At 60.4% G+C, this 12,864-nt stretch carries 9 protein-coding genes; 3 read left to right on the forward strand and 6 right to left on the reverse strand.

Annotated features, from left to right (window positions below; translation table 11 throughout):
- Window positions 1–27: 27 nt before the first annotated feature.
- On the reverse strand, window positions 28–1,479 hold the full coding sequence (locus ACYJRZ_RS23475) for an MFS transporter (protein WP_459463051.1): 1,452 nt from the start codon (window positions 1,477–1,479) through the stop codon (window positions 28–30).
- A 112-nt stretch (window positions 1,480–1,591) separates the two neighbouring features.
- On the opposite strand from ACYJRZ_RS23475, the gene ACYJRZ_RS23480 reads away from it, so the two are divergent.
- Entirely contained in the window at window positions 1,592–2,467 is an 876-nt protein-coding gene (locus tag ACYJRZ_RS23480; protein WP_459463053.1) for a helix-turn-helix transcriptional regulator, read from the forward strand.
- 129 nt (window positions 2,468–2,596) lie between these two features.
- On the opposite strand, the gene dinB is transcribed toward ACYJRZ_RS23480, so the two are convergent.
- A complete protein-coding gene (gene dinB, locus ACYJRZ_RS23485; protein ID WP_459463055.1) occupies window positions 2,597–3,694 on the reverse strand; it encodes a DNA polymerase IV in 1,098 nt (365 codons plus the stop codon).
- Between the two features lie 385 nt (window positions 3,695–4,079).
- Here dinB and ACYJRZ_RS23490 point away from each other — a divergent pair, with 385 nt between their 5' ends.
- The gene (locus ACYJRZ_RS23490) at window positions 4,080–4,403 is read left to right on the forward strand and encodes a hypothetical protein (RefSeq protein ID WP_459463057.1); all 324 of its coding nucleotides are present in this window, start codon (window positions 4,080–4,082) and stop codon (window positions 4,401–4,403) included.
- 38 nt (window positions 4,404–4,441) lie between these two features.
- Here ACYJRZ_RS23490 and ACYJRZ_RS23495 read toward each other — a convergent pair whose 3' ends face one another.
- From ACYJRZ_RS23495 to ACYJRZ_RS23510, 4 genes are all read right to left on the reverse strand, one after another.
- On the reverse strand, window positions 4,442–5,002 hold the full coding sequence (locus ACYJRZ_RS23495; RefSeq protein WP_459463059.1) for an N-acetyltransferase family protein: 561 nt from the start codon (window positions 5,000–5,002) through the stop codon (window positions 4,442–4,444).
- A gap of 21 nt (window positions 5,003–5,023) precedes the next feature.
- Window positions 5,024–7,381 (reverse strand): Orn/Lys/Arg family decarboxylase, encoded by a 2,358-nt coding sequence (locus ACYJRZ_RS23500; protein ID WP_459463061.1) that lies wholly within the window; start codon window positions 7,379–7,381, stop codon window positions 5,024–5,026.
- Window positions 7,382–7,512: 131 nt separating this feature from the next.
- Window positions 7,513–9,291 (reverse strand): adenine deaminase, encoded by a 1,779-nt coding sequence (locus ACYJRZ_RS23505; protein ID WP_459463063.1) that lies wholly within the window; start codon window positions 9,289–9,291, stop codon window positions 7,513–7,515.
- Window positions 9,281–10,279 (reverse strand): LacI family DNA-binding transcriptional regulator, encoded by a 999-nt coding sequence (locus tag ACYJRZ_RS23510; RefSeq protein ID WP_459463065.1) that lies wholly within the window; start codon window positions 10,277–10,279, stop codon window positions 9,281–9,283. Before ACYJRZ_RS23510 ends, ACYJRZ_RS23505 begins: the two co-directional genes overlap by 11 nt.
- Before the next feature lie 129 nt (window positions 10,280–10,408).
- On the opposite strand from ACYJRZ_RS23510, the gene ACYJRZ_RS23515 reads away from it, so the two are divergent.
- On the forward strand, window positions 10,409–12,829 hold the full coding sequence (locus ACYJRZ_RS23515; RefSeq protein WP_459463067.1) for a glucan 1,4-alpha-glucosidase: 2,421 nt from the start codon (window positions 10,409–10,411) through the stop codon (window positions 12,827–12,829).
- The last annotated feature ends 35 nt before the right edge of the window (window positions 12,830–12,864 follow it).

Consider the following 12,864-nt stretch of genomic DNA (forward strand, 5'->3'; position numbering starts at 1 on the left):
TGGGATCAACTGATCCTGACCTTCCGATCATTCGGGCGCGACGATAAGGGCGTCGTCGATCTCGGCTTCTTCAGGTCGGCTGCGCTGCCGTGCCAGCCGCAGAAGCGTGGCCGCCAACAGGATAGCCATCAGCCCGAGCTCGACGGCGATCGCCGTGACCCCGGCGGAGAGATAGGCGCTCGAATATTGCAGCACCTGGGCAAATACGGCCCCAAGGATCGCCGGCCCGAGACCCAGCGACACCTGCTGCATGGTTGCGAGCATGGCGCTGCCGGCACCGGCATGTTCATGCGGCACGTCCGCCAGTCCAAGCCGGTAGAAGGTGTTGACGATCAACGCCTGGCCGAAACCGATCAGGACTGTGGACGGAATGAGGTTGATGACGCCAGGCTGCGGCCAGACGGCTTCGAGCGTCACGATGAGCAGAGCAAGGCCGCTCATCTGGATCACGCAGCCCATCGCCAACATGAGTTCCCGGCGTATGTTTGCAAGGCGAGGTGTCACGAAAGCGGCCGAGATGAAATAGGAGCCGCCGAGCGCAATCAAGGCATTGCCTGATTGCAGCGGTGTCAGCCCGGCGCCCGCCTGCAAGGTAAGGGCGAAGACGAACATGAAGCCGCTCCAGCAGGTGAAGAAGAGTATGGCGATCAGCCCTCCGAAGCGCATGCTGGAGATGCGCGTGAGCGACGGCGGCAAGATCGGGAAGGCGCCACGCGCTTCCTTGGCGCGCTCGATGCGCCAGAGGAGTGCCACCAGCGGCAGGATCGGCACGAAGCCGAGCAGGCAAAGCCAGTTCCAGTGGAGCGACGGGCCGAGCGCGGTCGGCAGCAAGATCGATAAAGTCAGAAGTGCCAGCGTGATCATGCCTGACCAGTCGACGGGAACTTTGCCTTGGCCCCGCGTTTCGGGGACATGTCGCCACACGCTGAGCAGGATCAGGATGCAAACAGGCAGATTGATGAGGAAGATGCTGCGCCAGCCGGAGCCGGCAATATCAGCCGAGATCAGGAAACCGCCGAGAACCTGGCCGATGATGAAAGCGATACCGCCGATCGCGCTATAGAGCGAGACGGCGCGGGCGTGATCGCGCCCTGTCAGGCTGACATGGATGGTCGCCAGCACCTGCGGCACCATGAGTGCCGCCGCAATTCCCTGCAGTGCGCGCGCAACGATGAGGAAGGTGACTGATGTCGCCACGCCGCATAGGAGGGAGGCGAGGCAGAACAATAGGACTGCCAGGCCAAACATGCGCCTGCGGCCGAAATTGTCGCCGAGGCGCGCACCCATGGCCAGGCAGACGGCAAAGGCGACGCCATAGGCGGCGACGAAAAGTTCAAGTTCGGTCTCGCCGGCGTGCAGCGAGGCGGAGATGGCGGCGAGGCCGACATTGATGATGGAAAAATCGAGCTGCAGCAGCAATTGCCCGGCCAGCAGGATCAGCAGGCCGAACTGGCCAAGCCGGATTGGTGCGGATGACATGGGGACCTCAAAGTATTTTCAAAACTGAGTCCACAGCGTTCTACACCCATGTTAAACTGGTACAAGATACCTGTTTAGACTGGTATAAGAAGTGTCAGGCTGGAGAAGGAAAATGCACGGCACGCTCGATATCGTTCCCAATCAAATGCTTTCACGGGCACAGGAACTCGGCGAGATGTTACGAAGACGGCGGGAATCCCTTGACCCGCAAAGATTGGGACTCGGTCGGGCAGGGCGGATTCGTACACCCGGATTGCGGCGGGAAGAAGTGGCGTCACGTGCCGATATAGGCATCACCTGGTACACCAAGCTGGAGCAAGGCCGCCCGATCCGCGTGTCGCCGCGCGTACTGCTCTCTGTCGCGCATGCTTTGGAATTCAATGAAGTCGAGACGGAACACCTTTTCAGATTGGCCAATCTGCCGGTTCCGCCCCGGCTCGAGAATCCGCGCGTTTGCGAGCCGCTCACCGAGGCCAGCCAGCGCATTCTCGATCATCTCTGTCCCTATCCGGCTCTTGTTCAGACGAAGCGCTACAATATACGCGGCTTCAACGAGGCATATCGCCGCCTTGTCGGCGTCGATCTCGATGCCCTTCCGCCCGAGGACCGGAACTGCATCTACCTATCCCTCGTCAATCCTGCCTGGCGCGCAAGCCAGGCCGATCCCGATGAGATGCTGGCCAATATGGCAGCGCTGTTTCGCGCCTCGATGGCCGAGCATCTCGACGATCCGAGCTGGGAGCGGCAATTGGAACGCTATATGAGCGCTTCGGATCAGTTCCGCATCGTATGGGATCGCTATCAGCTCAAAGGCATCGAGAATACCGTGAAGCGTTTCCGGCTGGCGGATGGCAGCATCCTGCCGCTGCAATCCAATAACTGGTGGTCAAGGCCCAGCAATGAGGACCGCATGATCGTCTACACACCTCTCGATGAAGCCGGGGCTGAGAAGCTGAACGCAATGATGAAGCGCAAGCGATCTTGCTGAGCGGTAGTGCCGGCAGTGGTATCAGCCACGGCCCGTACCGCCCTCGCTGAGCCTCAATCGGCTCTTCGGTCCCTCGACCAAGGGAATGCCGAGCACGTCCCAAAATGGCGGATGGGAGATTATCATCCCTCAGATGCCGAGATCGAGCTGGGGTTGTGAGCTCCCATCATCGTCCTCTTCGTTCGTCAAAGACGAAAGCGTGATGCCGAGCAGCCGGATCGGCCGCGTGAACGGATGGACGGTTGCCAGAAGCGCCGACGCTATTTCAAGAACGGCGCCAACGTCCGCGACCGGCAAGGAGCCTGTCCGACTGCGTGTCGCCTGGGTAAAGTCCGAATATTTGATCTTCACGGTCACCGTTTTGGCGCTGAAACCGCCTGCTTCGCAGTAGCGCCAGACCTTCTGTGCCAGCGGCCGCAACTCGGCCCTCGCCAGTTCGAGATCGTCGATATCTTCAACGAACGTGTCTTCCGCCCCGATAGATTTGCGGATCCGGTCCGGCTTTACCTGGCGCTCGTCGATGCCGCGGGCGATACCGTAGAAATATGGGCCTGCCTTTCCAAAATGCTCCCGCAGGAAAGCGAGCGATTTCGATTTCAGATCCAGCCCGGTTTCGATCCCGTATTTATGCATGCGCTCGGCGGTTGCCGGCCCGACGCCGTGGAATTTCTTGACAGGAAGCGTTTCGACGAAGGCCGGCCCGTTTTTCGGTGTAATGACCGCCTGGCCGTTCGGCTTGTTGAGGTCGCTTGCCATTTTGGCGAGGAACTTATTGTAGGAAATGCCGGCCGAAGCATTGAGGCCGGTGGTCTGCTTGATCTTGATCCGGATCTCCAGCGCGATCTCGGTGGCGATTTCCATCCCGTTGTGGTTCTGGGTGACGTCGAGATAGGCCTCGTCGAGCGACAACGGCTCGATCATCGAAGTATATTCGGCAAAGATCTCGCGGATCTGCTGCGACACCGCCCTGTAGACGTCGAAGCGCGGCGGCACAAAAATCAGCTCCGGACATTTGCGTTTGGCGGTAACCGAAGGCATCGCCGAGTGAACGCCGAAGGCGCGGGCCTCGTAGCTTGCTGCCGCCACGACGCCGCGCGCAGCCGACCCTCCGACCGCAAGCGGTTTGCCGCGCAGCTCGGGATTGTCTCGCTGTTCGACCGACGCATAGAATGCATCCATATCCACATGGATGATCTTTCGGACTGGGCTCGAGCTCGTGTCGTTCATGGAGGTCTCGGTCATCACATAGTAGGTTCAGCGCGGCCCATCAACTACAGGGGCTGAAACAAATGCAGAACATATCATCCCCGATGACGATATCAAACCGGCTCTGTTGGTTTGCTAGGGAGAGGCGAGGAAATTGCCGCAGGCCAGCCATGCCGCAAACGCCACCTTGAGATGCGCTCAGGGCTTCTTATCTCTTGTCCGTCCCCCCAATACGGAGCCTCAAGATGGGCCAAATCGCCACCAATCCGCCTTCCGACCTGCTTATGGAGATCCTTCCGCCCGAGCGTGATGAGGAATCCCGAGCCGATGGCACCGCATGTCTATGCTGCCGAAGGCTGCGATCGGCGAGGAAGATGGACGAAGACGGTTGCGGCATATGTGACGAATGCCTGGCACCATGATCGACGACGTTCCGCAGCCGCTGCCCGCCGAATTGTCGGGCTTCGAAGATGCGCTTGCTAAGCTGCCTGACGGCTATTCGGAGGGGCGTTTTCAGGATCGCCCCTGGGGTGTCACAGTCAAGCGATCTACCGACGGGAAACGGATCTGGCTCTATGGCGAAGAGCTTGGCGGGACCGATATCGTCAGCTTTAATCTGTATATGCTCTCCGGAGGAAACCTCTCTCTCAAGCCCTGCGAAATGTCCTCATCGAAGGTCGTGAATTTCGTCTTGGGCTTCAGACCAGCTCAAACGCAGCATCAGGCATAGGCGCCAAGTTTGCCGCGGCAGCCGCAATCCGCTCTGCTTCAGCGGGTCGAGAGTGGTGGCGGAGGCGGTTGCGTGGTGGAGCCGGGACCGAGCGAGCGCTGGACCATCACGGTGTCGGCCCAGCGACCGTAGCGATAAGCAACGGCTGGCAGAAGGCCGACGCGAACGAAGCCGAAGCGTTCGTGCAAGGCGAGCGAAGCGACATTGTCCGCGTCGATATAGCCGATCATCTGCCGGAAGCCAGCCGCGGCGCAGGCGTCGATCAGTCCGCGCATCAGCAGGCTGCCGACGCCCTGGCCGACATGATCGTGATGCACATAGATCGAATGCTTGACGGTATAGCGATAGGCCGGGCGCTTGCGGAACAGCACCACATAGGCATAGCCGACGACCTTCTCTCCGTCGATCGCAACGACATGCGGGAAGCGTTTGTCCTTCAAATTCTTGCGCCGTTCGCGCAGATCGTCCGGCTGCGGGGTGTCGCTGTCATCAACCCCGGCCTCGACGCCGCGGTGAATATGGCGGCGATAGATAGCCAACATGGCGTCGACGTCGCTCTCCCGGGACGGGCGAACGACGATTGGTTTACCCTGCTTCATGACCAATCCGAATTTTCCAACCTATTCCGCGACGACGTAGGTATAGAGCCGGATTTTGCCGGATGCATCAATCTCGCGATAGAGGCCTTGAATCTCCACTTCGAAGCCGGGGAAGGTGTTGAAGCAGGTTTCAAACATTTTGAGATAGTCGATCATGGGCTTTGCCTGCTCCGTCAGGCGCTCGCCCGGCACGATGGTCGCAATCCCCGGAGGATAGACGACGAAAGGCGTCGTCGCGATGCGGCCGGCAATGGCGTCGATCGGCAGATAGTCGACATCGTTGCGCACCAGGCAGCGCGCGGCATCGTGCGGCGACATGGCGATCGGCGGCAGATGCTCGGCGGAAAACTGCTTCGTCTGCAGGGCGCTTACATCGGCCTGGCGGAAGAAATTGTGCATCTCAGCGCAGAGATCGCGCAGGCGCACGCCCGCGTAGCGAACCGGACGGCGACGGTAGAATTCCGGAATTGCCTCTTCCAGCAGCGCATTGTCGTCATGAAGCTTCTTGAAGGCAACAAGGCCGCTGATCAGAGTGCCGGCCTTGCTGGCCTCGACACCGGGCGTCAGAAGGAACAGCAGCGAATTGAGGTCGTTCTTTTCCGCGACGATACGGTTTTCGCGCAGATATTGTGCGACCACAGGCGCTGGAATCCCATGCTCGGTGTATTTCCCGCTCGCTCGGTCGAAGCCGGGGGTAAGTAAGGTGAGCTTGTTCGGGTCCGTCATGGCAAAACCCGGCTCCATGCCGGAAAAGCCGTGCCATGAGGCATCGGGCGTCAGGTGCCAGAAGGCAGGATTGGTTGCGAGCTGGTCGGTCGCGACACTTTCCCACGGCACGTCATGCACGGCGCCGGGGCTCGACACATCCGGGATCGCCACCCGATCCGGCACGAAAGGCTCGAAGAACCAGCGGCGTTCCGGGCGATGCTCCTTCTCCTCGAATTCGCGGCGAACGGCGCGGATTTTCTTGCGCAGTTCGATGCCGAGGCGGATCGTGTCGTCCCAAAGCACTTCGCCCGAGCGACCCTTCATCATCTGCGCGCCGACGTCGAGCGAGGCGAAGAGCGGATAGAAGGGCGAGGTCGACGCGTGCTGCATGAAGCTTTCGTTGAAGCGCCGGTGCTCCACGCGGCGTTTCTGGCCGGTGATGTGCCTATCCTTCATGTGGATCTGCGAGGCCTGCGAGAAGCTTGCCAGCTGCTTATGAGTGGATTGGGTGGCGATGATGCCGGGCGCATCCGGGCCAAGATCGGAAAGACCCATGGCAAAGCGCCCGGCATAAAGCGGATGAAATTTCATAAAGCCCGCCCATGCCTCGTCGAAAAGGATGTAATCGCACAGGTGGCCGATCCGCTTGAGGATCATCTCGGCATTGTGGATGGTGCCGTCATAGGTGCATTGTTCCACGACCGCGACGCGGAACGGCCGCGGCTTCTTGTAGGCTTCTGGATCTTTCACCAGCGGATGGGTGCGGATACGCTCGCGCAGCGCCTCCTCGTCCATGTCAGCGAAATCCATAGGGCCGATCAGGCCATAGACATTGCGTCTGGTCGGCAGATAGATCGGAATGCCGCCCGAGATCATCAAGGCGCCGTGATGGGCGGCCTTGTGGTTGTTGCGGTCGAACAGCACGAGATCGCCGTCGGTCACGAGCGCCGAGAGCGCGACCTTGTTGGACGTGGAGGTGCCGTTCAGCACGAAATAGGTCTTCTCAGCGCCGAAAATCTTCGCTGCTTCCTTTTGCGCGGCAAGCGCTGGTCCCTCGTGGGTCAGGAGGTCGCCGAGATCGAGCACGGAATTGTCGAGATCGTCGCGGAAGACCGCTTCACCCAGATGCTCCATGAAGACCCGGCCGATGGGGCTGCGGCTATAGAAGATGCCGCCGTTGTGCCCCGGGCAAGTCCAGAGGTGGTTGCCTTCCTCGGCATAATCGACAAGCGCACCGAAGAATGGCGTCTTCAGCGTCTCGGCATATTGCTTGAGCCTGCTGATCAGGCTTTTCGCGATGAAGGCGGGCGTTTCTTCCGATAGGAAGACGTAGCCGTCGATGAAATCGAGGACTTCCACCGGCACATCCTCGAAGCGCTTGCGGCGGATCAGCAGGATGATCGGGAACTCGAGGCCGCGCCGGCGCATGAGGTTGATGAGGGCGGCCGTCTTTCCTTCGAGGCCCTTCTTGCCCCAGTCGACCAGCATGCAGCCGATGGCCGCATCCGTCTGCACGGCGATCTCGGCATCTTCGAGATTGCGCGCGCGTACTACCTCGAAGCCGGAGCGTTCGATCTCCTCGACGATCTGATTGTAGCGGGCGCCTTCCAGATCCTCATTGTCGAATGTTGGCGTCGCGAACAGAAAGTTGAAACGTCTGAAATAATCCATGTCGGTACCCGCTCCTGATTTCGCATGAGGTGTCGGCGTATTTCATGACATGGATGTGACAGAATAGAGGAGGTCCACCATGGTTCGGATGTTCTCCCAAATCGGCAAAGGCTGCCGTGTGTCGCGTGGCTTCAAATTCGGCTTGCAGCAAGAAGCGGTCTTATGTCCCGGGTGGTTCCGTCGGTCAGCCCGAGATCGGTGACATGCGGGCCGGGGTTGCAAGCAAGGCTTGCTCCGACGACGGCCTTGAAGGTGCGAATTGGCGGCATCCAGTCCGCAATTGCATCAGCTGCGGCGCGCAGCCTGGCGAAATCATCGGCCACCTCCATTGCGGGTGCATCCGACAGCAAGCCGCAGACGGGCAGGGGAAGCAATGCCGTTACCTCGCCATCGGCCGCCGTTGCCATGCCGCCGCCAGCCTCGATGACGGCATTGGCTGCCGCAGCCATATCTGCGGGGTCGCGGCCGAAGACGGTGAGATTATGGCTGTCATGCGATATCGTCGTCGCCAAAGCACCACGCCAATGGCCCCAGTCTTCCAGGATGCCGATGACGGGTTTAGGCTCTTTTCTACCATGACGATGGATGACGGCCATCAGCAGCATATCGTGAGGCAGAACGAGCTTGTCATTTTCGATTTTGACGATTGCCTCTCCCCATTTCGTGAATCGTGGGCTGACAATCGTGTTGACGCGAGCATCAGTCATGCCCGGCAGCTCGATCTCGAAATCGGCGGCGGAAAGCTTCTCGAGCCTTACGGTGTCGCGATAGGCATCCGAGGGCATGCACTCGCTGGCTCCAACGAGGCTGCCGCTTCTCGCGACCTCACGCCCCGATGCATAAACGCGCTCGACGACGAACTTTTCGAGATCGGACAGAATGACGATGTCGGCACGGCGACCGGGTACCACCAATCCCAGATCATAGCGGTTCAGCCACATGGCGGCGTTGAGCGTCGCGGCGCGGATGGCATCGACCGGCTTCATTCCATAGCTGATGAGACGTCTCAAAACGGATGATATCCCGCCGTCATTCACGAGGTCGTCTGGGAAGACGTCATCGGTGCAGATCGTCAATGTCTGCGGCAGATGTGGCAGCTTTTTCAATGCCTCGACGGCGCCGGGCAGGAGATAGTCATGGGAACCGCGCAATTCGATGGTAACGCCTGCCCGCAATTTCGCCAGCAAGTCCTCACCCGAGGTAAGCTCGTGATCGGATTGGATGCCTGCGGCAACAAAGGCCTGCAATTCCGCGCCTTCGAGCCCGCGGGCATGGCCGCAAACACGCTTGCCGCTTGCAAGTCCGGCTTCGACAATGCCGCGCATTGGCTCGCTTCGCTCCAGGACCCCGCGCATGTTCATCACTTCGGCAACGCCGGAAATTTCCGGCCAGCTGATCATGGTCGCCATTTCGTCGGAACGGAACTCCGCACCAGCAAGCTCAAGGCCAGGTGCCGAGGGGACGCAGGATGGTGCCAGTGTCAGGAAGCGCAGCGGCAATTGCCGTGTTTCTTCGAGCGCCCATCGAATGCCGTCGAGGCCGGCGACGTTGCCGATTTCATGTGGATCCCAGCAGACCGTTGTCGTGCCCTGGGGGACGACCGTTTCCGCGTATCGCCTTGGCGTCACCATCGAGCTTTCGACGTGCATATGCGTGTCGATAAATCCGGGTGTGATGAATCGTCCCGAAGCGTCGATGGTCTGCCTTGCGTCCTTCCTTGTCCCGGAGGCATGAACGCTTGCGATCAAGGGGCCGACAAGGCCGATATCGGCCGGCCTCATTTCCGAGGTCGCGACATCGACGAGCCTTCCGCCGACAATCAGCACATCGAACGGCTCAAGGCCCAATGCCGCCCGGACGGCGCGATCGCGCAGCTCAGGTGAATGGAGGTCGTGGGGTTCATTCGGCATGTCTGCCTCCCTTGGCAAAAGCGGATGGGCGCGCGGTGGATCGCCGCAAGACGAGTTCTGTCGGGAATATTCCGCTGGTCTCGGTTTCTCCGGCAACGAACGCGAGCGCGTGGTTTGCCACCGCTTCCAGATCCTGCCGGACGGTCGTGAGCGGCGGAGAGACGATTTGAGCCCACATCAGATCATCAAAGCCCGTGAGCGATATGTCGTGAGGAATGCTGTAGCCTCGGTCTCTGACCGCAATGGCAAAGCCAATGGCCAGGGTATCATAAGCGGCGGCGCAGGCGGTAAAATCCCGTAGATCAAGCTCGCGTCCGAGGGCGCTGCCGGCTTCGAACGTTGCATCGCTGTGTCGCAATGCCGGTTCGACGCCGGTCTGGCGGAAGACTTCGCTCATTCCTTCGACGCGCTCGCGCGCCACTAGCGAATTCTCTGGGCCGGCGAGGATGAGAAGCCGGTCATGACCAAGCTCGAGCAGGTGGCGGGCGATGAGACGTCCACCCTCACGGTGGTCGCTGGCGGCGATGTTGCCGACCGTGGCGGCGCTGTCGATGACGGCGACCGGCACCGGGACATCCGTGGGTGCAATGGTCGTGCCGCGCGTCGGTATCACAATCAGTGCATCGACGCCGCGGGCGATCATGGTCCTGATTTCGAACTCCTGCTGCTGTGGATCGCCCTGGCTATCGCCGATCAGAACGGCAATACCGCGCCGCTTGGCGGCGCATTCGATGGCCTGGGCAAAAGCGGGAAACAAGGGTTGGCCGATATTCGGAACCAGCAGGCCGACCGTATCGCTCTTGCCGGTGCGCAGAGCGCGGGCCGCATGGTCAGGCACATAGCCGAGCCTGTCCGCTTCGAGGCGAATCTGCTCCGCAAGGGCTGATGATACCCGCCCAGTGCCACGCAGAGCATTCGAGACCGTTGCCGTGGAGACACCCAGCTTGGTTGCGATTTTTCGAATCGAAGAAGGGCGGGTCTGACCCATCCAAGAGTGCGCTCCGGTTTCTTGATTAAACGATTAAGCAAAGCGGTGCGCTTTTGCAAGAGCGTCCTGGGTTCCGTCTTGCCGAAACACGTTGATTGGAGCAGATTGCAGCGATGGAGGAGATAGTGCATGGCGCTTTACGATGCTTCCGGCCCCAATGTGAATGGTATCGAACCTCGCTGGACGTCCAGTGCAAAGAACGGAGTTGGCACGGCGCTTTCGCCGGCCTGCCGCATCTGGTTCACTCTCAGCCACGGTATCCTGAACGAAATCTACTATCCCCGGGTCGATAGCGCCTGCACGCGCGACATCGGATTGATCGTCACCGGTCCCGATGGCTATTTTTCGGAGGAAAAGCGCGATACGAAGAGCGTCGTCACCACGGTCGAGGATGGCGTTCCGGCCTATCGGTTGACGAATACCGCAATCGACGGCCGTTATCGGATCATCAAGCGCATCATCGTCGATCCGATGCGCAGCAGCTTGCTTCAGCAGATATCGTTCGAGCCGCTGGAAGGCAGGATCCACGATTATCGCCTTTACCTGCTGGCAGCTCCGCATCTGGTCAATGCCGGCTACGGCAATACGGGCTGGGTGGGAGACTATAAGGGCACCCCGATGCTTTTTGCGACGGGTACGGGCGGCGTCTCGATGGCCCTTGCCGTCAGTGGCGGCTGGCGGACGGCATCTGCCGGCTATGTCGGTATTTCCGACGGATGGCAGCAATTGCAGAAAGAGGGCCGCTTGGACCCGGCCTTTGCGCGTGCCGCCGACGGCAATATTGCGCTGACCGGTGAGATCGATCTCACTGGCGGCAGCGACACCGCCACCGTATCGCTCGGCTTTGGAAGCCACCCCAAAGAGGCCGGCTACAATGCGCTTGCCAGCTTGCAAGCCGGCTATGTCAGCGCCGAACGCAGCCATGTTGCCGACTGGCGGGCATGGCAAGACGGACTATTGGCTTTGGACGAACCGAGAGCGCCGCCGCCCGAAGTCAATCGTTATCGGATATCGACAGCCGTTCTGGCAACGCACCGGCCTCTTTCTTTCGAGGGGCCGGCCGTTGCTTCTCTCTCCATTCCGTGGGGCTTTGCTAAGGGCGACGAAGACCTCGGCGGCTATCATCTGGTCTGGCCGCGCGATCTGGTCGAGACCGCCGGCGGCTTCTTGGCTGCAGGTGCCTCGCAGGATGCGTTACGCATTCTGGCCTATCTGCGCGTCATCCAGGAAGCGGATGGGCATTGGCCGCAGAATTGCTGGCTGGACGGCGAGCCCTATTGGACCGGAATACAGATGGACGAATGTGCCTTCCCGATCCTGCTTGCCGATGCCCTGCGCCGCGAAGGGATACTCACAGGCGATCTTCTGCTGTCCTACGTGCCGATGGTCGAGAGTGCAGCCCGCTATGTCGTTGTCAACGGCCCCGTTACGGGTGAGGACCGCTGGGAGGAGGATGGCGGCTTTTCTCCATTCACCTTGGCGGTTGAGATTGCCGCTCTGCTGGCGGCGGCCGATATTCTGGAAATTGCCGATCAGACGCACAATGCGGATTATCTGCGGCAGACCGCAGATGCCTGGAACGATCAGATCGAGCGCTGGACCTATGTCAGCAGCGATGCGGAAAGCGCCGCTCTCGGAGTCAAGGGCTATTATGTCCGCATTGCGCCGCCTGAGATTGCCGACGGAAGCTCGCCTGCCGATGGTTTCGTGCCGATCAAGAACAGGCCGCCTGCCGAATCCTTTTTGCCAACCGCTCGTGTCGTCAGCCCCGATGCCCTGGCGCTGGTGCGGTTCGGATTGCGAGCCGCCAACGATCCTCGCATCCTCGACACCGTGAAGGTAATAGACGCACAGCTCAAATGCCATCTGCCGCAAGGGTCATTGTGGTATCGTTATACCGGCGATGGCTATGGCGAGCATGAAGACGGCGGCCCGTTCGACGGCACAGGCATCGGGCGGCCATGGCCGTTGCTGGCAGGCGAGCGCGCTCATTATGAGCTTGCGGCCGGCCGGCCGGCAGCGGCTCTTGAGCTGCTCAAGACACTCGAGCAGTCTGCCGGGCAGGGCGGATTGCTGCCGGAACAGGTGTGGGACCAGCCCGATATCCCGGAACTAGAGCTCGTCCTCGGAAAACCTTCCGGCAGCGCCATGCCGCTCGTCTGGGCGCATGCCGAGCACATCAAGCTCCTGCGCTCGCTGAGAGACGGGACCGTTTTCGACATGCCGCCGCAAGGTGTCGAGCGCTACGTGAGAGACAAGATTACGGCATCCTTCGTGCCGTGGCGTTTCAACAACAAGCTGTCACAGCTTTCCGTCGGCAAACGTCTGCGAATCGAGGTCATGGAGCCAGCGATCATTCGCTGGAGTTTCGACGGTTGGGCCAGCGCCAGCGATACCGAAACGAGCCAGAACGGTTTCGGGATACATGTGGCCGAGCTTTCATGCGAACGCCTGCCCAAAGGCGGGTCTATTGCCTTTACCTTTTACTGGCCTGACACCGATCATTGGGAGGGAGAGGATTTCTCCGTCCCGGTCGTTGAAGCGTCATAGTGCGATTTGTGCCGTCGCGGATAGAAAGTGTGGAC

The organism is Rhizobium sp. No.120, assembly GCF_054558365.1.

Bases quoted from the DNA above. Each gene is read 5' to 3' on its own strand.
- ACYJRZ_RS23475 (WP_459463051.1), bottom strand. From the start codon at position 1,479: ATGTCATCCGCACCAATCCGGCTTGGCCAGTTCGGCCTGCTGATCCTG.
- ACYJRZ_RS23480 (WP_459463053.1), top strand. From the start codon at position 1,592: ATGCACGGCACGCTCGATATCGTTCCCAATCAAATGCTTTCACGGGCA.
- dinB (WP_459463055.1), bottom strand. From the start codon at position 3,694: ATGAACGACACGAGCTCGAGCCCAGTCCGAAAGATCATCCATGTGGAT.
- ACYJRZ_RS23490 (WP_459463057.1), top strand. From the start codon at position 4,080: ATGCCTGGCACCATGATCGACGACGTTCCGCAGCCGCTGCCCGCCGAA.
- ACYJRZ_RS23495 (WP_459463059.1), bottom strand. From the start codon at position 5,002: ATGAAGCAGGGTAAACCAATCGTCGTTCGCCCGTCCCGGGAGAGCGAC.
- ACYJRZ_RS23500 (WP_459463061.1), bottom strand. From the start codon at position 7,381: ATGGATTATTTCAGACGTTTCAACTTTCTGTTCGCGACGCCAACATTC.
- ACYJRZ_RS23505 (WP_459463063.1), bottom strand. From the start codon at position 9,291: ATGCCGAATGAACCCCACGACCTCCATTCACCTGAGCTGCGCGATCGC.
- ACYJRZ_RS23510 (WP_459463065.1), bottom strand. From the start codon at position 10,279: ATGGGTCAGACCCGCCCTTCTTCGATTCGAAAAATCGCAACCAAGCTG.
- ACYJRZ_RS23515 (WP_459463067.1), top strand. From the start codon at position 10,409: ATGGCGCTTTACGATGCTTCCGGCCCCAATGTGAATGGTATCGAACCT.